Genomic DNA, 21,786 nt, shown 5'->3' with positions numbered 1-21,786 from the left:
TTGTTCACCACAGTAGGTGAACAACCATTTACCCCGCAAGCCCGACAATCCGCCCTAGCCGTCGAGCAACTCCTGCACCAGCGGGGCGTAACGCGCCACCACCTCGTCCGGGGTGCCCGTCGCATGCTCCTGCATCATCTTGCGGCGCATCACGGCGAGACCCGTCAGCATCGACATCACCAGTTCCGCGCGCAGCCGGCCACCGGGCCCGGGCAGTCGTACGGCCAGCGTGTCGATCATCTGCGTCGAATAGTTGGCCCGCAGCTTTCGGCTGGCCTCCTCGCTCGGCCCGCTCATGAACAGGATGCTCAACGACAACGGCTTGTACGGTTCGAGCGGCCGAGCGAATGTCGACACCATCCGCTCACCCAGACCGTCCAGCGGACCGCTGAACAGCACCTCCGCTGCAGATCGGAAGTCGACGAGCGCGTCGAACAGCTGCTCCTTCGACCCGAAGTACTTGATGATCAGCGGTGCGCTGACCCCCGCGTCCTCGGCGATGTCCTTGAGCGTGATCTCCCGGTACGGACGCGTCGCGAACGCCCGGCCCGCAGCGTCGACGATCAGCGACCGCGACTGCTCGGCCGTCCGCTTCACCGGCGCCGCCGTGCCCGGATCCGACGTCACAGCGTGCGCCTCCCCGACAACGCCCGGCCCAGGGTGAGCTCGTCGGCGAACTCCAGGTCGCCGCCCATCGGCAGACCCGACGCGAGCCGGCTGACCGTGAGACCGGGGAAGTCCCGCAGCATCCGCACCAGATACGTCGCGGTGGCCTCCCCCTCGGTGTTGGGATCGGTCGCGATGATCACCTCGGAGACGTCGACGCCGTCCTCCTGATTACCGATGCGCGCGAGCAACTCCCGGATACGCAGTTGGTCGGGGCCCACCCCGGACAGCGGATCCAGCGCGCCGCCCAGAACGTGATAGCGGCCCTTGAATTCGCGGGTGCGCTCCACGGCCTGGACGTCCTTCGGCTCCTCGACCACACAGATCACCGTGCGGTCGCGGCGCGGATCGGCGCAGATGCGGCAGTGTTCCTTGTCGGACACCGTGCCGCACACCACGCAGAACTGGACGCCGTCACGCACCCGCTGCAGGGCGTTCTTGAGCCTGTCGATTTCCGGCGGCTCGACACTGAGCAGGTGGAACGCGATGCGCTGCGCGCTCTTCGGCCCGACGCCGGGCAGCTTGCCCAGCTCGTCGATCAGATCCTGAACCGGACCTTCGTACACGCCGCGCCTCTAGAAACCGGGGAGGCCGGGCAGGCCGCCCCCACCGAATCCACCCGCGAGCGGACCGAGCTTCTGCGCCGCGATCTCCTGCGCCTTGCTCGACGCGTCCTCGATCGCACCGATCACGAGGTCCTGCAGAGTCTCCACGTCGTCGGGATCGACGACCTTCGGATCGATCTTCAGACCGACCACTTCACCTGTTCCCTTGACCGTCGCGGTCACGAGTCCGCCACCGGCCTGCCCGGTGACCTCGGCCTCGGCCATCTCCTGCTGCGCGGCCATCAGCTGCTGCTGCATCTGCTGCGCCTGCGCGAGGAGCTGCGACATGTCGGGTTGTCCACCTGGTTGCACTGACGTGGTCCTTTCTGCTGTTTCCCCTGCCAGCGTAGACCGTGACCGTCGGCGCGGTCCGCCGCCGACGCCCGTCGCGCGAATCCCGTCGACGGCGCCGGAGCGAACGGGACCCGGGTCAGCCGAGTTCGCGCTCGAGGTTCGCCAGCACCTGCCCCTGGATCTTCTTCAGACCCAGCGGGGCGAACGTCTTCTCGAAGAAGCCGCCGATGCCGCCCGCGCCCTTCCACTCGGTGGTCGTGGTGACCGTCGACCCGCTGCCGCTCGGCGCGACGACCCAGGTGGTGACGAGCGACGAGTTCGCGTCCGTCTCGGTGATCGTGTTGCCCGCCACGGTGACCGTGGCCTTGATGTCGCGGGACCGCTTCTCGGTGGCCTTCAGCGTCCACTGCGCGACGGTGCCGCCGCCCTGCCCGCCCTCGAGGACGCGGTAGTCCAGGTACTGCTCCGAGAGGATGCGCGGACGCACCGTCTCGTAGTCCGTCAAAGCCGCGAGCGCCTTCTCCGGTGTGGCTGCGACGGTGATCGAACTGCTCGCGCTGACCTGGCCCACTGTTCTGACTCCTCTTGTACGATTTGTACGAAACTGCTTCCTCCTCCCATCCTGCCTTCCGGCCGCGAGTCGGGGCGATGACGTGGCAATCTATTGTGAGGTAGCTCACTTCGGCATGGTCGCGACCCGCACATTGATGAGACATTTGTGTGAATCTTGGGTCGCGCGCGCCGATATGCGTGGCTTGAACCCTCGGAGAGGGATAGCGTCAAGGTGTGGCTGCCTCTTCGGTTGAACTACTGAAAAGCATGCGGGAGGGTGGACGCCCCTTCCGTGCGCATCGCACTCTGCCCGTCACGGGTATCGACGCTCACCGCGCCGGCGTCCGACGACTCCTCGCGTCCTACCGTGCGATCCCCACGGACGCCACGGTGCGGCTCGCGAAGAAGACGTCCAACCTGTTCCGGGCCCGGGCGCAGACCAGCGCACCCGGCCTCGACGTCTCCGGCCTCGGCGGAGTCATCTCCGTCGACCCGCAGGCCCGGACCGCGGACGTCGCCGGAATGTGCACCTACGAGGACCTGGTGGACGCCACCCTGCCGTATGGGCTGGCGCCGCTGGTGGTTCCGCAGCTCAAGACCATCACGCTCGGTGGCGCGGTCACCGGCCTCGGCATCGAGTCGACGTCGTTCCGCAGCGGGCTCCCCCACGAATCGGTCCTCGAGATCGACGTCCTGACCGGCAACGGCGACATCGTCACCGCGACACCGGAAGGCGAGAATTCCGACCTGTTCTGGGGGTTCCCCAACTCGTACGGAACGCTCGGCTACTCGACGCGTCTGCGCATCCAGCTCGAGCCCGTCAACCGATATGTGGCACTGCGGCATCTGCGTTTCGACTCGTTGGACGAGCTGCAGTCGGCGATGGATCGCATCGTCACCGACCGCGTCCATGACGGCATCCCCGTCGACTACCTGGACGGCGTCGTCTTCACCGAGTCCGAGAGTTACCTGACGCTGGGCCATCAGACCGACGAGGGCGGCCCCGTCAGCGACTACACCGGCCAGAACATCTTCTACCGATCCATCCAGCACAGTTCCGTGAACCACCCCAAAACGGACAAACTCACCATCCGAGACTATCTGTGGCGCTGGGACACCGACTGGTTCTGGTGCTCACGCGCCTTCGGTGCCCAGAACCCCACCGTCCGCAGGCTGTGGCCGAAGCGGCTCCTCCGCAGCAGCTTCTACTGGAAGCTCATCGCCCTCGACCACAAGTACGACATCGGCGACCGGATCGAGAAGCGCAAGGGCAACCCGCCGCGGGAACGCGTCGTGCAGGACGTCGAAGTCCCCATCGACCGCACCGCGGATTTCGTCCGCTGGTTCCTCGACGAGATCCCCATCGAGCCGCTGTGGCTGTGCCCGTTGCGGTTGCGGGAACCCGCCCCCGCAGGCGCGTCCTCGCAACGCCCGTGGCCCCTGTACCCCCTCGAACCGAAACGCACGTACGTGAACATCGGCTTCTGGTCCTCGGTCCCCATCGTCCCGGGCCGGCCCGAGGGGGCGGCGAATCGACTGATCGAAGACAAGGTCAGCGACTTCGACGGACACAAGTCCCTCTACTCCGATTCGTACTATTCACGAGAAGACTTCGAACGCCTCTACTACGGCGGCGATCGATACACGGAACTGAAAAAACGCTACGACCCCAAAACACGATTACTGGACCTTTTCTCCAAGGCGGTGCAACGTCGATGACAACCCTGAAAGCTTCACGCTCGCAAGACCACAAGCTGACCATCGCAGAGATTCTCGAAACTCTGTCCGACGGCATGCTCCCCCTGCGGTTCTCCGCCTACGACGGCAGCGCCGCAGGCCCGGAGGACGCCCCCTACGGGCTCCACCTCAAGACGACCAGGGGCACCACGTACCTGGCGACCGCACCCGGCGACCTCGGCATGGCCCGGGCCTACGTGTCCGGCGACCTCGAGGCCCGCGGCGTCCACCCCGGCGACCCGTACGAGATCCTCCGCGTCATGGGCGACGAACTGCACTTCCGTCGCCCGTCCGCGCTCACACTCGCCGCCATCACCCGGTCGCTCGGCTGGGATCTGCTGCGCCCCATCGCCCCTCCCCCGCAGGAGCACCTCCCGCGGTGGCGCCGGGTCGCAGAAGGCTTGCGGCACTCCAAGTCCCGCGACGCCGAGGTCATCCACCACCACTACGACGTCTCGAACACGTTCTACGAGTACGTCCTCGGCCCGTCCATGACGTACACGTGCGCGTGTTACGAGAACGCCGAGCAGACCCTCGAAGAGGCGCAGGAAAACAAGTACCGCCTCGTCTTCGAGAAGCTCGGCCTCCAGCCCGGCGACCGCCTGCTCGACATCGGTTGCGGCTGGGGATCGATGGTCCGGTTCGCCGCACGCCGCGGCGTCAAGGTCATCGGCGTCACCCTGTCCCGCGAACAAGCCGAATGGGCGCAGAAGGCCATCGCCGAAGAGGGGCTGTCCGACCTCGCCGAGGTCCGGTTCTCCGACTACCGCGATGTCCCCGAGACCGGCTTCGACGCCATCTCCTCCATCGGCCTGACCGAGCACATCGGCGTCGGCAACTACCCCGCCTACTTCGGACTGCTGCAGAGCAAACTCCGCGAAGGCGGCCGGCTGCTGAACCACTGCATCACCCGGCCCGACAACCAGAGTCAGGCCCGCGCAGGCGGGTTCATCGACCGGTACGTGTTCCCCGACGGCGAACTCACCGGCTCCGGACGCATCATCTCCGAGATCCAGAACGTCGGACTCGAGGTGCGGCACGAGGAGAACCTGCGCGAACACTACGCACTCACCCTCGCCGGATGGTGCCAGAACCTGGTCGACAACTGGGATGCCTGCGTCGCAGAGGTCGGGGAAGGCACCGCCCGCGTGTGGGGCCTCTACATGGCCGGGTCGCGACTCGGCTTCGAACGCAACGTCGTTCAGCTGCACCAGGTCCTCGCCGTCAAGCTCGGGCCGAAGGGCGAGGCGCACGTCCCGCTCCGGCCGTGGTGGAAGTAGGCGGCTCCGCCGCTCGTGCGCCTTTTTGGTAGCTACGGCAACCAGAAAGGCGCACAGGCCCGGCAGGGAATTTCGCCGGGCCTGCTCCACCCCTCCCGCACGAGCACGGTCTCCACTTCACGGGCTACGACGCACGGATTCTTCGTCACCTCGTCGAACCCGTAGACGAGTCGCGGCCGCCCCTGCAGTTCCGCCGCGTTGTCGCGTCGACGGTCCCGGAACGCCACCTCCGCCATGGCGTGCGCGCGGCGACCGTCGAGCCGCACGATGAGCGGCACGCCGTGGTCGGAGTAGTCGCAGTCCTCGAAGAGGGTGCGGCCATCCACGACCACGGGTGACTGGCGCCGCGCCCGCGGAAGCCCGTGCGCGTCCTCGACGTCGGTGGCGTAGCGGTATTCGAGCACGGACTGCACCCCGTCTGCGAGTAGTCGTACCGCGTCTGTGAGCGTCTTGCGGTATCGGCGCGGCCGCCGCTCCTCCATGCGTCGTCGAATGTCGCGCAGAGGGATCCGGGCATTGGTCACGAGGGCGATGAGACGGGTGAAGGCGTCCCGCGCCGTCGGTTCGGCGATCGCCACATCCAACGCGGTGTCCGCCCTCGACGTCCGCGGCTGGTCCGTGTCGACGGCAATGTATTCGTGCGCCCTCGACCGATGCACGACGACACCGGGATGCAGTGACGACGACAGCGCGATCGGATTGCCCGGCTTACGCGACGGACGCATGCCCGTCGCGCTCTGGCACCGCGAAGACTTCCCGTAGGGCACCGTGATGTGTATCGGTTCGCCGTCGCGGACGCGAACCATCCCCCATTCCTCCGCGGCGGTGATGTGGCTGAGCATCGAGTGGCCGCCACCGTAGAGAAGGGCGGCCGAAAGGATCATTTCCCGGGTCAACGGGCCGTTGGTGACGGCATAGACGCCCTGGAGCACCCGGCGCCACTGACCAGAGTCCAGCAGATGCCGCACCCGGCCCCGCGTGAAGCCGAAGGGCTCGAGTTGGGATTGCGTGACGAGCCCGAACTGAGTGTCGACGAGGCGTTGAAAGTCGTGGTGATCGATGTCTGTCATACGGCGCATCGTGCGATGCGCGTCCGACTCCGATGCCGACAAAAACGCGGTTATCCACTCTTCCTGTGGATAACCGCGAAGTTGTGGATAACCCTCCCCGTGCGCCTTTTTGGTTGTTGCAGCTACCAAAAAGGCGCACGGGCGGCGGAGCCGCCTACGCCTTCAGCGACGCCGGCGGGGTGAAGCGCTCGCCGTACTTGGCGGCGAGTTCTTCGGCGCGCTTGACGAAGCCGGCCTGGCCGCCTTCGTAGCCCTGGATGTACTGCGACACACCGCCGGTCCAGGCGGGGAAGCCGATGCCCATGATGGAGCCGATGTTGGCGTCGGCGGTGGTGAGGAGCACGCCCTCGTCGAAGCATTTCTGCGTTTCGATGGCCTCGATGAACAGCATGCGCTCGATGAGGTCCTGGAACGGGACTTCGAGTTCCTTGGAACCGAAGTTCTCCCGCAGCCCGGGCCACAGGCCGGTGCGCTTGCCGTCGGCGTAGTCGTAGAAGCCTGCGCCGCCGAGTTTGCCCTTGCGGTCGAACTTATCGACCATCGTGTTGATGACGTCGCCTGCCGGGTCGGCGGGCAGTTCCTTGCCTTCGGCCTTCGCGGCTTCCGCGGTTTCCTTGCGGATTTTCTGCATCAGCGTCAGGTTCAGCTCGTCGGACAGCTGCAGCGGTGCCGCCGGGTAGCCGGCCTGCATGCCTGCCTGTTCGATGGTGGCGGGCTCGATGCCCTCCGCGAGCATGGCGATGGCCTCGTTGATGAACGTGCCGATGACGCGGGAGGTGAAGAAGCCGCGGGAGTCGTTGACGACGATCGGCGTCTTGCGGATGGCCTGCACGTAGTCGAAGACGCGGGCGAGGGCCTCGTCGGATGTCTTCTCGCCGCGGATGATCTCGACGAGCGGCATCTTGTCGACGGGCGAGAAGAAGTGGATTCCGATGAAGTCCTCTTGGCGCTTCACACCGGTCGCGAGGCCGGTGATCGGCAGCGTCGACGTGTTCGAGCCGAGCAGCGCCTTCGGGTCGACGATGTCTTCGATCTCCTGGAACACCTTGTGCTTGAGGTCCTGCGATTCGAACACGGCCTCGATGACGAAGTCGACACCGGCGAAGTCGGCGGGGTCGGCGGTCGGCGTGATGCGGTCGAGGAGCGTCTTCGACTTCTCCTCGGTGGTCTTGCCCCGCGACAGCGCCTTGGCCTCGATGCCCTCGGAGTACGCCTTGCCCTTGTTGGCGGCCTCGATGGTGACGTCCTTGAGGACGACGTCGAAGCCGGCTTTCGCGGAGACGTAGGCGATTCCGGCGCCCATCATGCCGGCGCCGAGCACACCGACCTTGGTGATCGGGGTCTTCTCGATGCCCTCGGGGCGGGACGCGCCGGAGTTGATGGCCTGCAGGTCGAAGAAGAACGCCTGGATCATGTTCTTCGCGACCTGTCCCGTGACCAGCGACGTGAAGTAGCGGGCCTCGATGAGGAGCGCGTTGTCGATGTCGACCTGCGATCCCTCGACGGCGGCGGCCATGATGGCGCGCGGTGCCGGCATGGGTGCACCCTTGAGCTGCTTGCGCAGGTTCGCGGGGAACGCGGGCAGGTTCGCGGCGAACGCCGGGGTGGACGGGGTGCCGCCGGGGATCCGGTAGCCCTTCTTGTCCCACGGCTGGACGCCGCCCTCGGGGTTGGCCTTGATCCACGCCTTCGCGGCGGGCACCAACTCGTCGACGGAGGCGACGACCTCGTCGACGAGTCCGACCTCCTTCGCCTGCACCGGTCCGCGCTGTTGGCCCTGGAGCAGCACCTGCATGAGAGCGTTCTGCAGACCGAGCATGCGGACGGTGCGCACGACGCCACCGCCGCCGGGCAGCAGACCGAGGGTGACCTCGGGCAGGCCGATCTTGACGCCCTTCACGTCGGCGGCGACGCGGTGATGCGTGGCCAGGGCGATCTCGAGTCCGCCACCGAGTGCGGCGCCGTTGATGGCGGCGACGACGGGCTTGCCGAGGGTCTCGAGGCGGCGCAGGTCCGACTTGATCGCGACGCTGTGGCTGTAGATCTCGTCGGCGTTCTCCGGGCCGACCTTGATCATGTTCTTCAGGTCGCCACCGGCGAAGAACGTCTTCTTTCCGGACGTGATCACGACACCGGTGATGGAGTCCTTCTCGTCGACGAGGCGGTCGACGGTCGCCTTCATCGAGGAGATGTAGGCGTCGTTCATGGTGTTCGCGCCCTGGTTGGGATCGTCGATGGTGAGCACGACGATGCCGTCGGCGTCCTGCTCCCAGTTGATGATGTTCTGCTCGCTCACTGCTTCAAGTCTCCTGATGGTCCGGGCGGTCAGACGCGCTCGATGATGGTGGCGACGCCCATACCGCCGCCGATGCACAGGGTGATGAGGGCGTACCGGGCATTCCGGCGCTCGAGCTCGTCGATCATCGTGCCGGTGATCATGGCGCCGGTGGCTCCGAGCGGGTGGCCCATGGCGATGGCACCGCCGTTGACGTTGAGCTTCTCGTCGGGGATGTTCAGGTCCTTCTGGAACTTGAGCACGACGGACGCGAACGCCTCGTTGATCTCGAACAGGTCGATGTCGTCGACGGTCAGACCGGCGGCGGCGAGCACCTTCTTCGAGGCCGGGGTCGGGCCGGTGAGCATGATCGTGGAGTCGGCACCGCTGGTGGCCGTCGCGACCACGCGGGCGCGCGGGGTCAGGCTCATGTCCTTGCCGGCCTGCTCGGACCCGACGAGGACCAGTGCGGCCCCGTCGACGATGCCGGAGCTGTTGCCGCCGTGGTGGACGTGGTTGATCTTCTCGACCCAGTGGTACTTCTGCAGCGACACCGCGTCGAAGCCGCCCATCTCGCCGACACCGGCGAAGGACGGGTTGAGGCCCGCGAGGTTCTCGAGGGTGGTGCCGGGACGCATGTGCTCGTCCTGGTCGAGGACGACGAGGCCGTTGATGTCCTTGACCGGGACGACGGACTTGGCGAAGTAGCCGCCGGTCCACGCCTTCGCGGCGAGGTCCTGCGAGCGGACGGCGTACGCGTCGACGTCCTCGCGGGAGAAGCCCTCGATGGTGGCGATCAGGTCGGCGCCCACACCCTGGGGGACGAAGTAGTTGTCATAGTTGGTGGCCGGGTCGAGCGCCCACGGTCCGCCGTCGGAGCCCATCGGCACGCGGGACATCGATTCGACGCCACCGGCGATGACCAGTTCGTCCCAGCCGGACCGCACCTTCTGCGCGGCGGTGTTGACGGCCTCGAGGCCGGACGCGCAGAACCGGTTCAGCTGGACGCCGCCGACGGTGTCGGGCAGTCCGGCGTCGTTGACGGCGACGCGGGCAATGTCCATGCCCTGGTCGCCGACGGGGGTGACGACGCCGAGGACCAGGTCCGAGATGCGATCCTCGTCCAGGTCGGGGAAGCGGGCGCGGAGCTCGTCGATCAGGCCGGTGACCAGCGAGATCGGCTTGACCGAGTGCAGCGAACCGGTCTTCTTTCCGCGGCCGCGCGGGGTCCGGATGGCTTCATAAATGAATGCCTCTGTGGTCACTGTGGAGTGTTCCTTCCTTATCTGCGTCGACGCCGACCGTGCACACGGCGCTCTGCACGGGGCATACCCCGGCACTCCACCTTAGAACGTGTTGCAAAACAGTAGGAAGGACCGAAGCGATCCTGGATCGTGACCCAGGCGATCACAACCGGCCGGCCTCGTGCTCGAACTGCAGGATGCGCAGCCGGCGTGACTGGACGGGGCCGTCCGGTTCAGCCCTCGAGCTTCTTGGCCCCGAGCATGTCCTTGAGCAGTTCGAACGCCACGTCCTCCGGGTCGCGGCGAGTCGCGGGATCGGCGGGTTCCGCCGCCTCCTTGAACATCTCTTCTTCGTCCTCGGGTGTGGAGACGGGCGGCGTCGACGCCGAAGCCTCGTAGTCGATAGGCCCGGGATCGTCCGGGTAGTCGGGTGCCTCCGGAGGAGGAATGTCGTCGTCCGGTTCGGACGACGGGCGTGCCTGCGCCGCACCGGGACCCGCGTCGGTGCGCCGGCCGTCGGACTGCTGCTGCGGCGGCCGCTGCGCACTCCTCTCCTGGCTGGGCCGGGAGAACCGGGGTGCGCCCGCCGGCTTCGTCAGGGCCGCAGCGGCCTTCGCGATCGGCGGGGGCGGCGCCGTCGGGGCACCGGCCTGGTACTCCACTTCCCAGGTGCCGCCGAACATCTCGGACAGCACCTCGGTGATCACCTGGGCGTTGTGCGGCGACGCGATCCGGGCACCCAGGTTGGGGACCGGGTGCGCCAGGATCAGGCGGTTGCCCTGCACATCGTGCACCGTGGCGGCCGACAACATGGCGGGCAGAATTTTGTTCCGCTGACTCACCTTCTCGCGCAGCGAATTCCAGGCCTCGCGCAGGGTCGCAGCATCCGGACCCGCGGACGCTGCGGGGGCCGCCTCCACCTCGGGTGCGAGCGGCGGCTCCGGCTCCGGTTCGGGAGTCGGCTCCGGCGCGGGAGCGGGCGCCGGCTCAGGCGCGGGTGCAGGAGTCGGCTCGGGTTCCGGGACCGGAACGGGAGAGGGCCCGGGCTCGGGCGCCGGTTCGGGCACGGGCTGCGGCGTCGGCTCGGGTGCCGGCGTCGGCTCCGGAACGGGCGTCGGTTCGGGCTGCGGCGTCGGCTCCGGTTCTGGAACGGGAGCGGGCTCGGGCTCCGGAACGGGCCGCGGCATCGGCTCGGGTTCCGGCTCGGGCGGCGGGGGCACGGTGGCCGCCGCGGCCTGGCGCATCGACGGTCGCTGGAACTTCGGCTCCGGTTCCGGCTCGGCGGGCGGTTGCGGCGCGCGCTCCGATGCCGCCGCGGGCCGCTCGGCTGCGGCGGCGGCCGGCGCGGAGCCTGCGGGCGGAAGTCCGCGCTCGACACGTTCGAGCCGCTGCAGCACGGCCGACTCCGCATCGGACGCCGACGGCAGCAGCATCCGGGCGCACATCACTTCGAGCAGCAGGCGGGGGGCGGTGGCGCCGCGCATCTCGCCGAGACCGGCGTGGATCCCCTCGGCGTACCGGGTGAGCGTGGCGGGGCCGATCCGCTGGACCTGGGCGCGCATGTTCTCGAGCACGTCACCGGGAGCGTCGACGAGGCCGCGTTCGGCGGCGTCGGGGACCGCCTGCATCAGGATCAGGTCGCGCAGGCGCTCGAGCAGGTCGACGGCGAACCGGCGCGGATCGTGCCCGGCGTCCATGACGCGGTCGACCGTCCCGAACAGCGCGGCGCCGTCGCCGGTGGCCAGCGCGTCCACGGCGTCGTCGATCAGCGCGACGTCGGTGACGCCGAGCAGGGCGAGCGCGCGCGGGTAGGTGACGCCCTCCTCGCCCGCGCCGGCGAGGAGCTGGTCGAGGATGCTCAGCGAGTCACGCGGGGACCCGCCGCCGGCGCGGATGACCAGCGGATACACCGGGTCGGCGACCGGAACACTCTCCTGCTGGCAGATCTTCTCCAGCAGCCCGCGCATCGTCGTGGGCGCGAGCAGCCGGAACGGGTAGTGATGAGTGCGCGAACGGATGGTCGGCAGCACCTTCTCGGGTTCGGTGGTCGCGAAGATGAAGATGAGGTGCTCCGGCGGCTCCTCGACGATCTTGAGGAGCGCGTTGAAACCCGCCGTGGTGACCATGTGGGCCTCGTCCACGATGAACACCCGGTACCGGGACTCGGCGGGCGCGTAGAACGCGCGGTCGCGCAGCTCACGGGTGTCGTCGACGCCACCGTGGCTGGCCGCGTCGAGTTCGGTGACGTCGAGGTTGCCCGACCCGCCGGGGCCGAGCGCCACGCACGAGGGGCACTGGCCGCACGGCGTCGAGGTCGGCCCCTCCACGCAGTTCAGCGATCGGGCCAGGATGCGGGCAGACGACGTCTTGCCACAGCCGCGGGGACCGGAGAACAGATACGCGTGGTTGATCCGTCCGGCGTCGAGAGCGGTGCTCAGTGGTTCGGTGACGTGCTCCTGCCCCACCACCTCGGCGAAGGATGCGGGTCGGTACTTCCGGTACAGGGCCACGCGGAAAGACTACCGGCGGGCCCCGACAGTCCGGTCCGGGTGGTCGAAGCGCCTGCTCGGCACCCGCTCGGGGCGCTACTCACAGGTAGGAATCCGGACCTGACCGCATTGCGTAACACGTTCGCAACGCATCGGCATCACAGTTGAAACGGCCCGCGGCCATCGTGAATTTCCGCACCGGGTTTCGTCCGGGTGTGTGAGGAGAATGTCGTGCCTGCAATCGACGCCGGAGCAACCGCCTGGCTTCTGATCAGTACCGCGCTGGTCCTGCTGATGACCCCGGGGCTCGCCCTGTTCTACGGCGGGATGGTCCGCTCCACCGGCGTACTGAACATGATCATGATGAGCTTCGTGTCGATCGCGCTCGTCACGGTCGCCTGGCTGGTGGCCGGGTACTCCCTCATCTTCGGCGACGACATCGGCGGCGGACTGATCGGCGGGCTCGAGCACGTGGGGATGGCGGGCATCGACCCGACCACCGTCCACGGGCAGGTCCCCGAGATCCTGTTCGCCACGTTCCAGCTGACGTTCGCGATCATCACCGCCGCGCTGATCAGCGGTGCGATCGCCGACCGGGCCAAGTTCTCGGCCTGGATGATCTTCGTGCCCGTGTGGGCCCTCGTCGTCTACGCACCGGTCGCGCACTGGGTGTGGAACCCGCAGGGCTGGATCGCGCAGTTCGGCGCCCTCGACTACGCGGGCGGGCTGGTCGTGGAGATCGTGTCCGGCGCGTCGGGCCTGGCGTTGGCCCTGGTCCTGGGACCGCGGCTCGGATTCAAGTCCGAGTCGATGCGCCCCCACAACCTCCCGCTGGTGCTGCTCGGTGTCGGCCTGCTCTGGTTCGGCTGGTTCGGTTTCAACGCGGGTTCGGCGCTCGCCGCCGACGGCACGGCCGCCGCGATCTTCCTGAACACGCTTGTCGCCGGGTGCACCGGCCTGCTCGGCTGGCTCCTCGTCGAGCAGAAGCGCGACGGCCACCCCACGACGTTCGGTGCGGCGTCCGGCGTCGTCGCCGGCCTGGTCGCGATCACCCCGTCCTGCGGCACCGTGAGCATGGTCGGCGCCGTGATCGTCGGTGCGGTCGCCGGTGTGGTCTGCTCGTTCGCCGTCGGCTGGAAGTTCCGCCTCGGATACGACGACTCGCTCGACGTGGTGGGAGTCCACCTCATGGGCGGCATCGTCGGCACGATCCTGATCGGCCTGCTCGCCACCGAGGTGATGACGGGCGGAGCCGAAGGCCTCCTGTACGGGGGCGGGTTCGCGCAACTCGGCAAGCAGGTGCTGGCCGTGGTCGTCGTCGCCCTGTACGCGTTCGGCGTGACGTTCGGGCTGGGCAAGCTGATCGACCGGATCTTCGGGTTCCGGGTGAGCGCCGAGGACGAGTCCTCCGGCATCGACCTCGCGTTGCACGCCGAGTCGGCGTACGAACACGGTGTGCTCGGGCACGGACCCATCGGCGGCGGCCAGGGCAACAGCGTCTTCCCGTGGATGCACGAGGCCGAACGCAGGCGGCAACTCGACGCGGAACGGAAACAGGAGCCGGACGATACGGAGTAGCGGCGGCTACTTCTTCTTCGCTGCCGCCGCCTTCTTCGCGTCGGCCTTCGCGGCCTTCTTGAACTCGCGGACCTCGTGGAGACTCTTGTCGTCCACGACGTCCGCGATCGAACGCCGGGACCCTTCGGTGCCGTAGTCGCCTGCCGCTTCGCGCCAGCCCTTCGGCTCCACCCCGATCTGCTTGCCGAGCAACGCGAGGAAGATTCGGGCCTTCTGGTCGCCGTACCCCGGCAGCGCCTTCAACCGCTTCAACACTTCTTTGCCGTCGGGGTCGCCGCTCGTCCACAGCGCCTCGACGCTGCCGTCGTAGTTCTCGACGAGGAACGCGCACAACGACTGGATACGGGTGGCCATCGATCCGGGAAAGCGGTGGACCGCGGGGGTCTGCGAGCAGACGGCCGCGAACTCCTCCGGATCCATCTCCGCGATGCGGTGCACCTCGAGACCGCCGATCCGGTCGTCGAGTTTCTTGGGGCCCGCGAATGCCGTCTCCATCGGTACCTGCTGATCGAGCAGCATCCCGATGAGCAACGCCAGCGGATCACTCGCCAGGAGTGCGTCGGCGTCCGGATCCCCTACCAGGTTCAGCGTGCGTGCCATGGTTCGATCCTGCCATCCCACGATGGGGCGGGTGCGCCCTTCACCGCGACGCGCGGATTATTCACAGAGTTATCCACATCACTGCATTACCGGTGCGTAACCCAGCATCGACGCCACGCCGGCGGTCGGTCCGTCGCGCCAGTGCAGCGCGTCGTGGCCCCCGCAGAACTCGCGGAGGCGCACGTCGTGGCCGGTGCAGGCCAGCGGCCCGGTCTTCACGAACGCTGTGCGATAGCGGTCGGCCCGTGTCGGCGCGGTGGATACCGGGTACCCCTACGGTCAAGGGACTCCGGTCCAAGCGCACGAGCCGTAAGGACACCCGATGGCCCAGCACGAAACGAACAAAGCCGGTGGGATGAGCCGGGCCGTGGACAAGGCAACCGACAGCACCACTTTCGAACGGGTGGCGCGGGCGGGCCACGTGATGAGCGGCTTCGTGCACCTGCTGATCGCGTACATCATCGTTCAGCTCGCCTTCGGTAGCGGTGGCAACGCCGACCAGTCCGGGGCGCTGGGCACGCTGGCCTCCAAACCCGGCGGCCGGTTCGCGTTGTGGGTGGCGACGGTCGCGTTCATCGCCATGGCGCTGTGGCGACTCGCCGAAACGGTTCTCGGCCCCCACGCCACCGAGAAGTCCGGCGACAGCGACGACACGTCGCTGCTCGACCGCGCGAAGGCCTTCGGCCTGGCCGTCGTCTACTTCGCGTTCGCCTTCTCGTCGTACCAGTTCGCGAGCGGCGGCGGGAAATCGAGCGGTCAGCAGAACGCCGGAATGAGTGCGCGACTCATGGAGTCCGGGGCAGGCAAGACCCTCCTCGTGGTCGTGGGCCTCGTCGCCATCGCGATCGGCGGCTACCACATCTACAAGGGAGCGGCGAAGAACTTCCTGGACGACCTGAAGGGCACCCCGTCGAAATTCGTCGAACCGCTCGGGGTGGTCGGCTACGTGGCCAAGGGCCTCGTCATCGCCGGCGCGGGTGTGCTGGTGATCGTGGCGGTCTTCAACTCCGACCCGTCCAAGGCGACGGGCATCGACGGCGCGGTGAAGACCCTCGGCTCGGCGCCGTTCGGGCAGTTCCTACTGGTCCTCGCCGCGTTGGGGATCGCCGCGTACGGCCTGTACAGCTTCGTGATGGCGCGCTACGCCAGGATGTAGAGACACGTCCGGCCGCTCACCTGAAACAGGTGAGCGGCCGGACGTCTATTTCTAGGACTTCGGCAGATCCAGGCGAGATTCGGTGGCAGCGAGCAGCACGCACGTGGCGACACCGTTCATCGACTTGTCCAGATCGTCCATCGACGGGAAGCTCGGCGCGAGCCGGATGTTCTTGTCCTCCGGGTCGATTCCGTACGGGAACGCCGATCCGGCGGCGGTGAGCGCAATCCCCGCCTCCTTCGCCAGGGCGATGACGCGCTTCGCGGTGCCCTCGACGACGTCCAGGCTGATGAAGTATCCGCCCTTCGGCTCCGTCCACGACGCCACCTTCGACGCCCCGAGACGGTCCTCGAGGATCTTCAGGACGAGCGCGAACTTCGGCGCCAGGATCTCGCGGTGCTTCTCCATGTGGGCGCGGACACCGTCGGCGTCACCGAAGAACCGCAGGTGACGCAGCTGGTTCAGCTTGTCCGGTCCGATGCTCTTCTTGCCGAGGAACTTCTGGTACCAGGCCAGGTTCGCGGTCGAGGAACCGAAGAAGCTGACGCCCGCACCGGCGAACGTGATCTTCGACGTCGACGCGAACACGAGCGGCCGGTTCGGGTGACCCGCCTCCGCGGCCATCCCCAGGATGTCCAGCGACGGTGCCGTCTCGCCGACCAGCGGGTGCACCGCATAGGCGTTGTCCCAGAACAGCCGGAAGTCGGGGGCGGCGGCCGGCATCGACGCCAGCGCCCGCGTGACCTCTTCCGAGTACACCGCGCCCGTGGGGTTGGAGTAGTTGGGAACGGCCCACAGACCCTTGATCTGCGGATCGTTCGCGACGAGTTCGGCGATGACGCCGACGTCGGGGCCGTCGTGGCGCATCGGCACCGGGATCATCTCGATGCCGTAGGTCTCGGTGATCCCGAAGTGACGGTCGTAGCCGGGGGCCGGGCACAGGAACTTGACCTTCTCCTCCTGCGCCCAGGGGCGCGGGGAGTCGGGGGTGCCGTGCAGCAGGGCGAACACGACGTTGTCGTGCATGATCTCGAGGCTGGCGTTGTTGCCGGCGAGCAGGTTCTCGACGGGGATGCCGAGCAGTTCACCGAAGATCGCGCGCAGTTCCGGCAGACCGGTGAGCCCGCCGTAGTTGCGGGTGTCGGTGCCGTTGCCGTCGCGGAAGTCGCCGTCACCGGGCAGGGTCAGCAGCGCCGCCGACAGATCCAGCTGCTCGGGCGAGGGCTTGCCGCGGGTGAGGTCGAGCGTGAGCTTCTCCGTCTTCAGCTGCGCGTAGCTCGCAGTCTGGCGCTCATGCTCCGAAAGTAGTTCCTCATGGCTCATCAACCCGATCTGGGTCTGGTTGGTCATCAGGAGCGGCCTCTCACCGACATCGGGGGTCGGGTATGCGAAAGATAGGGGACCCCGCGCACCCGGCAGAGCCCGTTGACCCTTGCTGCCTTCCGGCCCTGGGGGAGTTCACAGGATGCGCGCCGCGCGGGATCCACCACAGAGTGTAGACGGCCTCGAGCCGCTACCGGGATCCACCCCGGCCCGCGCCCGACGCCGCACGTCAGACCACCGCCAGTGCTACGGTCGCCCCCGCATTCGGTCACCGTCGGCAAAGGATCGGGATGAAACTCAGAAGGACAGCACACGCGGCGGCCCTCGCCGTCGCCGTCGCAGCACTGTCGGCGTGCGGCGGGAGCAGCGAAGACGCGGCCACGTCCGACGCGGTCGGCTGGGACGCGGCCGAGCCGTGCTCCCTGGCGGACGACGCGACGCTCGCACCGCTCCTGACCGCAGGCGCCGGCGAGGGCACCGCCACCGACAGTCCGGAGCGTCGCGCGTGCACGTGGGGCAAACCCGAGGCGCTGAACACTGTGACCGTCACCACCACGAGCGCGCCGGAACCGGTCGACCCGCTGCGCACGATCGACGTCGGCGGACTCGAGGGCCGGGCGCTCGCCGAGAGCAAGTACCAATGCATCCTCGAGGTCACCACCGACGCGGGCACCCTGTCGATCGAGACGAAATTCGGCCTGGATGCGACCGCGAACCCGGACACGTCCTGTGACCGTTCCGTGCCGCTCGCCGAGCACGCCCTCGGTCAGCTGAAGTGGGCGTAGAACCTGCGGCCACCTGGTCGTTTAACGGTGAGCCGTCGTCGTTGGGTATGCTCCTCCACGGAGGATTCGCCTAGTGGCCTATGGCGCTCGCCTGGAACGCGGGTTGGGTTAACGCCCTCAGGGGTTCAAATCCCCTATCCTCCGCCACAGGAACCCCTGTGAACCGCTGAAAAGTGGTTCACAGGGGTTTCTTGCATCTCCGGGCAAACCTCAGGCGCCGCCCTCGGAGCACCGCCTGCGGACCCTTCCGGACCGGGAATCCCAGGCCACGACAGGCACAACCCGTTATCTCCCTGTTATCGTCTCCGGTGCAGCGTTCGCTGTGCAGTGTCTGTTACGAGATAGAAGGACATTCGGATGGCGATACGTCGCACCCGCGCGCTGATCGTGGGACTGGTCGCAGTGTTGGCATCGGGCCTCGTGTCCGTACTGGCCGGAACCGGCATCGCGCATGCCGACTCGGCCCTGATCTCGGTGTACTCACCGTCGATGGACAAGGACATTCCCGTCAAGGTGCTCAAGGCCGCCGGTGGCGGTCCCGCGCCGACGCTGTACCTGCTCGACGGTCTGCGCGCGCCGGACGACAACAACGGCTGGCTGATCGAGACCGACGTGGAGAATTTCTTCGCCGGCAAGCACGTCAACGTCGTCATCCCGTTCGGCGGCGGCGGCACCTTCTACTCCGACTGGCTGCGCGACGACCCGAAGCTGGGCCGCGTCAAGTGGGAAACGTTCCTGACCAAGGAACTGCCCCCGGTGATGGCGTCGCAGTTCGGCAGCGACGGCGTGAACAACGCGGTCGCGGGTCTGTCGATGAGCGGCACCTCCGCATTGAACCTCGCGATTCACCGCCCTGACTTCTACAAGGCGGTCGCGTCGTACAGCGGGTACCCGACGGCCAGCTCGCCCGGCTTCGCGCAGGGCATCCAGGTTTCGGTCGCCCAGATGGGCGGCGACGCGCTGAACATGTGGGGCTTCTGGCCGTCCGCCGCCTGGATCCACAACGATCCGCTGCTCAACGTCGGCGCGCTGCGCGGCAAGTCCGTCTACATCTCGTCCGGTGCGGGTTCCGCGGCAGGCGATCCCACCGTCGACCCGGACAGCAAGTCGTTCGATCCGGTGAAGTTCTCGCAAACTGTTCCCCTCGAGACCGCCTCGGGTCTGAGCAGTCGGACGTTCGTGCCCGCGGCGCAGCGCGCAGGCGCCAAGCTGCAGACGCACATCGCCGACGAGGGCCTGCACACGTGGAACTACTGGCAGGACCGGCTGCACGAGTCCTGGGCCAACACGCTCGCGCCCGCGCTCGGCACGTCCTAGTCGAGGCGATCCGATCACCTGAACTACGCCACAGCGGCCCCCGATCCACGGATCGGGGGCCGCTGTCGTTCACCGCGGTGTTTGATGTGTGATGTGCCGATCGACGAGAGCAGACGGATGCTCGTGCTGGCGGTGGTGTTGTCTGCGCTGGCCGGCTACGTCGACGCGCTCGGATTCATCACGCTCGGCGGGTTCTTCGTCGCGTTCATGAGCGGCAATCTCACCCGGTTCAGTGTCGGGTTCGCGGACGCGGAATGGGCGCATGCGCTGACGGCTGCCGCGGTGATCGGCATGTTCGTCCTCGGTTGCGCCCTGGGCGCCGTGGTCGTGCACCTGTCCGATCGCAGGCGGCTGTCCGTCCGGACGACGGTGCTCGCCGTCGTGTCCGGGCTCCTGATCGCGGGCGCCGTCGCCGCGACCGTCGGGGCGAGCACCGTGGCCGTCGGCGCGATGCTGCTCGCCATGGGCGCCGAGAACTCCTTCTTCCAGAAGGACGGCGAGGTCACCATCGGCCTCACCTACATGACGGGCGCCCTCGTGAAGATGGGCCACCGGCTGGCCGCGGCGCTGTTCGGCGGGCCGCGGTGGGCGTGGCTACGACATTTCGCGCTGTGGGCGGGCCTGGTGGCAGGAGCGGTGACGGGCGCTCTCGCACACCACTGGATCGGGCTGGACGCCCTGTGGTTCGCCGCCGCGCTGTCGGCGGCGCTGACCGTCACCGTCCACCTCAGGATCGAGCGTCCTACTCGCCGCCCGCAGTTGTCGTGACCGGGTTGCCTGCGGAGTCGAGGGCCCACCACACGCTGCCGACCGCCTGCCCGTATGCGTCACCGGGTTCGTTGTCGTCCTTGTAGCGGTACACGGGGCGGCCGTTCACGGTGAGCTGATGGGTGCCGTCCGCTGCCGGGATGGTGTCGACGACGACTTCCTGCAACCCCTGCACCGTCGGGTTCTCGGTCACGGAGGTGACCGGCGGCCACGACTGCAGGCACGTGTCCCGGCACGAACTGGCACCGGAGCCGACCACGTCCTTGTCGTACACGTACACCGTCATCCCACCCTCGTCGACCACCACGTCGCCGAGCGTCGTCGGTCCCATCTTCAGCACGGGTGTTCCGGGCACGGCAGGTGGGGACGTCGGCGTCGGGGACACCGGGGCGTTGCCGCCCGTGTCGCCGGAATCGGTGCGGTCGTAGGCGCAACTCGAGAAGGTCAGGCTGACGGCGACGATCGCTGCCAGCGCCCATGTTCGTTTCATGGAGTCCTCGTTCTCTGTGACGGCGAAGTGGCGGGCCTCCGGGGAACCTCTGCGGACCCGTGCATACAGTTCACCTCGAGTTGCGCGCCGGTGCGGGCACTTCGGGCGATGTGACGGGCCCGCACGTGTCGGTATCGGCGATTAGGCTCCCGTGCATGGGCTGGTACACGCCGACCTCGCCGTCACCCGACCTCGCAGGCACCCTCGTGTGCGGGTGGTCTGCGCGCACGCAGGGCGAGCACCTGCTGGTGCCCGACGCCTGCATGGACATCCTGTGGATCCGGGGTGCAGGGATCCGGGTGTGCGGTCCCGAGACCACGGCGTGGTCGTTCACGCTGCCGCCCGGCACCGAATCCGTCGGTGTCCGTTTCCGTCCCGGCGCCGCCTCGCATCTGCTGCGGACGTCGGCGGCCGAGGTCCGCAACCTCCGGGTCGGCCTCGGCGACGTACTCGGGTCCACGTGGGAGCGGACGCTGACCGACCGGCTCGACAACGCGTCCGGCTACGCGGAACGAATCGCCCTGTTCGAGAACGCCGTGCGCGCGTGGCGGAACCGCGGACCGGAGGCCGACCCGCTGATCGGCACCGTGCGGCAGGCCCTGGGACGGCAGTCGTGGAACGTCGGGGCGCTCGCCGACGCCGCCTCCGTCACGGAACGGCAACTGCAGCGGCGATGCAACGACGCGTTCGGATACGGTCCCGCGACGCTCCGCGGAATCCTGCGGCTGCAACGGTTCATGGCGCTGGCGCAGTCGGGAACGCGGACCGGGCTCGCCGAACTGGCCGCCACCGCCGGCTACAGCGATCAGGCGCACCTGTCGCGGGAATGCCGGCGGATCTCCTCGCTCACCCCGTCCGACCTGCTCGCCGGTGAGGCCCCCGACTGGCACGGGACGGATTCCGTCGTCGATGTCGGAAATGTTCAAGCCCGCGGGCGCCGGACGGGAGAAGAATCGGCAGCATGACCTCGACAACCGAAACCCCCGCAGCCCATTACCGCGACCTCGCCGCCAAATTCACAAAGCGTGTCGAATCCGTGCCCGCCGCACGCTGGGACGACCCGTCTCCGTGCGACGGCTGGACGGCCCGCGACATCGTGCGGCACGTGATCGACACGCAGCGCTACATCGTCACCGTCGTCGATCTGGAACTGCCGGAGCCGCCGTCCGTCGACGACGACCCGGTTGCCGCGTGGGCGTCGACGCGCGACGGCATGCAGGAGATCCTGGACGACTCGGCCAAGGCGGGCCGCGAGTACGACGGGCACTTCGGCCGCACCGAACTCGGCAAGACCGTCGACAGCTTCTACTGCTTCGACCTGGTGGTGCACGGCTGGGACCTCGCGCGGGCCACCGGCCTCGACGAGACCATCCCCGCCGACGACCTGACCTGGGTGGGCGGCGTCGCGGAGCAACTGGGCGACAACATCCGCACGGCCGGAGTGTGTGGCCCTGCCGTGGACGTCCCCGCGGATTCCGACGAGCAGACCCGGGTCCTGGCATTCCTCGGCCGCAAGGCCTGACGGCGCTTCCACCCCACCCCTGCCCGGCCGCGCTT

The 21,786-nt window shown here is 68.0% G+C and carries 21 protein-coding genes, 1 tRNA gene and 1 other RNA gene; 10 read left to right on the top strand and 13 right to left on the bottom strand.

Going from position 1 to position 21,786, the window contains the following annotated elements; genetic code table 11:
• Positions 1–54 precede the first annotated feature (54 nt).
• The 4 genes from MLGJGCBP_RS14020 to MLGJGCBP_RS14005 all read right to left on the bottom strand — a co-directional run bounded on the left by MLGJGCBP_RS14020 (position 55) and on the right by MLGJGCBP_RS14005 (position 2,136).
• The gene (locus MLGJGCBP_RS14020; RefSeq protein WP_160096278.1) at positions 55–627 is read right to left on the bottom strand and encodes a TetR/AcrR family transcriptional regulator; all 573 of its coding nucleotides are present in this window, start codon (positions 625–627) and stop codon (positions 55–57) included.
• Entirely contained in the window at positions 624–1,232 is a 609-nt protein-coding gene (gene recR, locus MLGJGCBP_RS14015) for a recombination mediator RecR (protein WP_005248644.1), read from the bottom strand. Before recR ends, MLGJGCBP_RS14020 begins: the two co-directional genes overlap by 4 nt.
• Before the next feature lie 9 nt (positions 1,233–1,241).
• Positions 1,242–1,583, bottom strand: a complete 342-nt coding sequence (locus tag MLGJGCBP_RS14010; protein ID WP_012691319.1) for a YbaB/EbfC family nucleoid-associated protein — start codon at positions 1,581–1,583, stop codon at positions 1,242–1,244.
• Between the two features lie 118 nt (positions 1,584–1,701).
• The gene (locus tag MLGJGCBP_RS14005) at positions 1,702–2,136 is read right to left on the bottom strand and encodes an SRPBCC family protein (protein ID WP_087557182.1); all 435 of its coding nucleotides are present in this window, start codon (positions 2,134–2,136) and stop codon (positions 1,702–1,704) included.
• Positions 2,137–2,384: 248 nt separating this feature from the next.
• On the opposite strand from MLGJGCBP_RS14005, the gene MLGJGCBP_RS14000 reads away from it, so the two are divergent.
• Entirely contained in the window at positions 2,385–3,836 is a 1,452-nt protein-coding gene (locus MLGJGCBP_RS14000) for an FAD-binding oxidoreductase (RefSeq protein WP_160096441.1), read from the top strand.
• Positions 3,833–5,134 carry a class I SAM-dependent methyltransferase gene (locus MLGJGCBP_RS13995; protein WP_087557180.1) on the top strand — a complete coding sequence of 434 codons (1,302 nt, stop codon included), beginning with the start codon at positions 3,833–3,835 and terminating at the stop codon, positions 5,132–5,134. The genes MLGJGCBP_RS14000 and MLGJGCBP_RS13995 overlap by 4 nt, the downstream gene beginning before the upstream one ends.
• A 32-nt stretch (positions 5,135–5,166) precedes the next feature.
• Here the strand turns inward: MLGJGCBP_RS13995 and MLGJGCBP_RS13990 are convergent, their stop codons facing one another.
• The 4 genes from MLGJGCBP_RS13990 to MLGJGCBP_RS13975 all read right to left on the bottom strand — a co-directional run bounded on the left by MLGJGCBP_RS13990 (position 5,167) and on the right by MLGJGCBP_RS13975 (position 12,233).
• Positions 5,167–6,204, bottom strand: coding sequence for a type IV toxin-antitoxin system AbiEi family antitoxin domain-containing protein (locus MLGJGCBP_RS13990; protein WP_160096276.1), 1,038 nt, complete (start codon positions 6,202–6,204; stop codon positions 5,167–5,169).
• 154 nt (positions 6,205–6,358) lie between these two features.
• The gene (locus tag MLGJGCBP_RS13985; RefSeq protein WP_160096274.1) at positions 6,359–8,500 is read right to left on the bottom strand and encodes a 3-hydroxyacyl-CoA dehydrogenase NAD-binding domain-containing protein; all 2,142 of its coding nucleotides are present in this window, start codon (positions 8,498–8,500) and stop codon (positions 6,359–6,361) included.
• Between the two features lie 29 nt (positions 8,501–8,529).
• The gene (locus MLGJGCBP_RS13980) at positions 8,530–9,744 is read right to left on the bottom strand and encodes an acetyl-CoA C-acetyltransferase (RefSeq protein WP_012691313.1); all 1,215 of its coding nucleotides are present in this window, start codon (positions 9,742–9,744) and stop codon (positions 8,530–8,532) included.
• Between the two features lie 212 nt (positions 9,745–9,956).
• Positions 9,957–12,233, bottom strand: coding sequence for a DNA polymerase III subunit gamma and tau (locus MLGJGCBP_RS13975; protein WP_160096272.1), 2,277 nt, complete (start codon positions 12,231–12,233; stop codon positions 9,957–9,959).
• Between the two features lie 210 nt (positions 12,234–12,443).
• Here MLGJGCBP_RS13975 and MLGJGCBP_RS13970 point away from each other — a divergent pair, with 210 nt between their 5' ends.
• Positions 12,444–13,790 carry an ammonium transporter gene (locus MLGJGCBP_RS13970; protein WP_124390213.1) on the top strand — a complete coding sequence of 449 codons (1,347 nt, stop codon included), beginning with the start codon at positions 12,444–12,446 and terminating at the stop codon, positions 13,788–13,790.
• 6 nt (positions 13,791–13,796) lie between these two features.
• Here MLGJGCBP_RS13970 and MLGJGCBP_RS13965 read toward each other — a convergent pair whose 3' ends face one another.
• Together MLGJGCBP_RS13965 and MLGJGCBP_RS13960 are read right to left on the bottom strand one after the other, a co-directional pair.
• Entirely contained in the window at positions 13,797–14,390 is a 594-nt protein-coding gene (locus MLGJGCBP_RS13965; protein ID WP_087561518.1) for an HhH-GPD-type base excision DNA repair protein, read from the bottom strand.
• A 78-nt stretch (positions 14,391–14,468) separates the two neighbouring features.
• Entirely contained in the window at positions 14,469–14,609 is a 141-nt protein-coding gene (locus MLGJGCBP_RS13960) for a hypothetical protein (RefSeq protein ID WP_236581078.1), read from the bottom strand.
• A 103-nt stretch (positions 14,610–14,712) separates the two neighbouring features.
• Between MLGJGCBP_RS13960 and MLGJGCBP_RS13955 the strand changes: the two genes are divergently transcribed.
• The gene (locus MLGJGCBP_RS13955) at positions 14,713–15,546 is read left to right on the top strand and encodes a DUF1206 domain-containing protein (protein ID WP_087561519.1); all 834 of its coding nucleotides are present in this window, start codon (positions 14,713–14,715) and stop codon (positions 15,544–15,546) included.
• 51 nt (positions 15,547–15,597) lie between these two features.
• Here the strand turns inward: MLGJGCBP_RS13955 and MLGJGCBP_RS13950 are convergent, their stop codons facing one another.
• Together MLGJGCBP_RS13950 and ffs are read right to left on the bottom strand one after the other, a co-directional pair.
• The gene (locus MLGJGCBP_RS13950; protein ID WP_087561520.1) at positions 15,598–16,896 is read right to left on the bottom strand and encodes an aminotransferase class I/II-fold pyridoxal phosphate-dependent enzyme; all 1,299 of its coding nucleotides are present in this window, start codon (positions 16,894–16,896) and stop codon (positions 15,598–15,600) included.
• Between the two features lie 43 nt (positions 16,897–16,939).
• An RNA gene (gene ffs / locus MLGJGCBP_RS13945) (signal recognition particle sRNA small type) lies at positions 16,940–17,034 on the bottom strand.
• Between the two features lie 125 nt (positions 17,035–17,159).
• Between ffs and MLGJGCBP_RS13940 the strand changes: the two genes are divergently transcribed.
• From MLGJGCBP_RS13940 to MLGJGCBP_RS13925, 4 genes are all read left to right on the top strand, one after another.
• Positions 17,160–17,654: a hypothetical protein gene (locus tag MLGJGCBP_RS13940; RefSeq protein ID WP_160096270.1), complete on the top strand. Its 495-nt coding sequence runs from the start codon at positions 17,160–17,162 to the stop codon at positions 17,652–17,654.
• Between the two features lie 59 nt (positions 17,655–17,713).
• Positions 17,714–17,801, top strand: a tRNA-Ser gene (locus MLGJGCBP_RS13935).
• A 210-nt stretch (positions 17,802–18,011) separates the two neighbouring features.
• Positions 18,012–18,971 carry an alpha/beta hydrolase gene (locus tag MLGJGCBP_RS13930; RefSeq protein WP_087561522.1) on the top strand — a complete coding sequence of 320 codons (960 nt, stop codon included), beginning with the start codon at positions 18,012–18,014 and terminating at the stop codon, positions 18,969–18,971.
• A gap of 84 nt (positions 18,972–19,055) precedes the next feature.
• The gene (locus MLGJGCBP_RS13925) at positions 19,056–19,739 is read left to right on the top strand and encodes a YoaK family protein (protein WP_087561523.1); all 684 of its coding nucleotides are present in this window, start codon (positions 19,056–19,058) and stop codon (positions 19,737–19,739) included.
• On the opposite strand, the gene MLGJGCBP_RS13920 is transcribed toward MLGJGCBP_RS13925, so the two are convergent.
• On the bottom strand, positions 19,714–20,229 hold the full coding sequence (locus MLGJGCBP_RS13920) for a COG4315 family predicted lipoprotein (protein WP_160096268.1): 516 nt from the start codon (positions 20,227–20,229) through the stop codon (positions 19,714–19,716). The two genes, MLGJGCBP_RS13925 and MLGJGCBP_RS13920, sit on opposite strands and share 26 nt — an antisense overlap.
• 155 nt (positions 20,230–20,384) lie before the next feature.
• Between MLGJGCBP_RS13920 and MLGJGCBP_RS13915 the strand changes: the two genes are divergently transcribed.
• Positions 20,385–21,194 carry a helix-turn-helix domain-containing protein gene (locus MLGJGCBP_RS13915; protein WP_160096266.1) on the top strand — a complete coding sequence of 270 codons (810 nt, stop codon included), beginning with the start codon at positions 20,385–20,387 and terminating at the stop codon, positions 21,192–21,194.
• Positions 21,191–21,751, top strand: coding sequence for a TIGR03086 family metal-binding protein (locus MLGJGCBP_RS13910; RefSeq protein WP_160096264.1), 561 nt, complete (start codon positions 21,191–21,193; stop codon positions 21,749–21,751). Before MLGJGCBP_RS13915 ends, MLGJGCBP_RS13910 begins: the two co-directional genes overlap by 4 nt.
• The last annotated feature ends 35 nt before the right edge of the window (positions 21,752–21,786 follow it).

Origin of the sequence: Rhodococcus sp. T7 (assembly GCF_009872365.1) — a bacterium.
Lineage (GTDB): Bacteria > Actinomycetota > Actinomycetes > Mycobacteriales > Mycobacteriaceae > Rhodococcus_F.
Note: the sequence above shows the minus strand (reverse complement) of the source record. Positions and strands in the feature narration are given on the sequence as shown.

Coding starts and splice junctions, on each gene's coding strand:
- MLGJGCBP_RS13915 (WP_160096266.1), top strand. CDS start 20,385: ATGGGCTGGTACACGCCGACCTCGCCGTCACCCGACCTCGCAGGCACC.
- MLGJGCBP_RS13925 (WP_087561523.1), top strand. CDS start 19,056: ATGTGTGATGTGCCGATCGACGAGAGCAGACGGATGCTCGTGCTGGCG.
- MLGJGCBP_RS13965 (WP_087561518.1), bottom strand. CDS start 14,390: ATGGCACGCACGCTGAACCTGGTAGGGGATCCGGACGCCGACGCACTC.
- MLGJGCBP_RS13920 (WP_160096268.1), bottom strand. CDS start 20,229: ATGAAACGAACATGGGCGCTGGCAGCGATCGTCGCCGTCAGCCTGACC.
- MLGJGCBP_RS13910 (WP_160096264.1), top strand. CDS start 21,191: ATGACCTCGACAACCGAAACCCCCGCAGCCCATTACCGCGACCTCGCC.
- MLGJGCBP_RS13950 (WP_087561520.1), bottom strand. CDS start 16,896: ATGACCAACCAGACCCAGATCGGGTTGATGAGCCATGAGGAACTACTT.
- MLGJGCBP_RS13940 (WP_160096270.1), top strand. CDS start 17,160: ATGAAACTCAGAAGGACAGCACACGCGGCGGCCCTCGCCGTCGCCGTC.
- MLGJGCBP_RS13995 (WP_087557180.1), top strand. CDS start 3,833: ATGACAACCCTGAAAGCTTCACGCTCGCAAGACCACAAGCTGACCATC.
- MLGJGCBP_RS13955 (WP_087561519.1), top strand. CDS start 14,713: ATGGCCCAGCACGAAACGAACAAAGCCGGTGGGATGAGCCGGGCCGTG.
- MLGJGCBP_RS14000 (WP_160096441.1), top strand. CDS start 2,385: ATGCGGGAGGGTGGACGCCCCTTCCGTGCGCATCGCACTCTGCCCGTC.
- MLGJGCBP_RS13930 (WP_087561522.1), top strand. CDS start 18,012: ATGGCGATACGTCGCACCCGCGCGCTGATCGTGGGACTGGTCGCAGTG.
- MLGJGCBP_RS13990 (WP_160096276.1), bottom strand. CDS start 6,204: ATGACAGACATCGATCACCACGACTTTCAACGCCTCGTCGACACTCAG.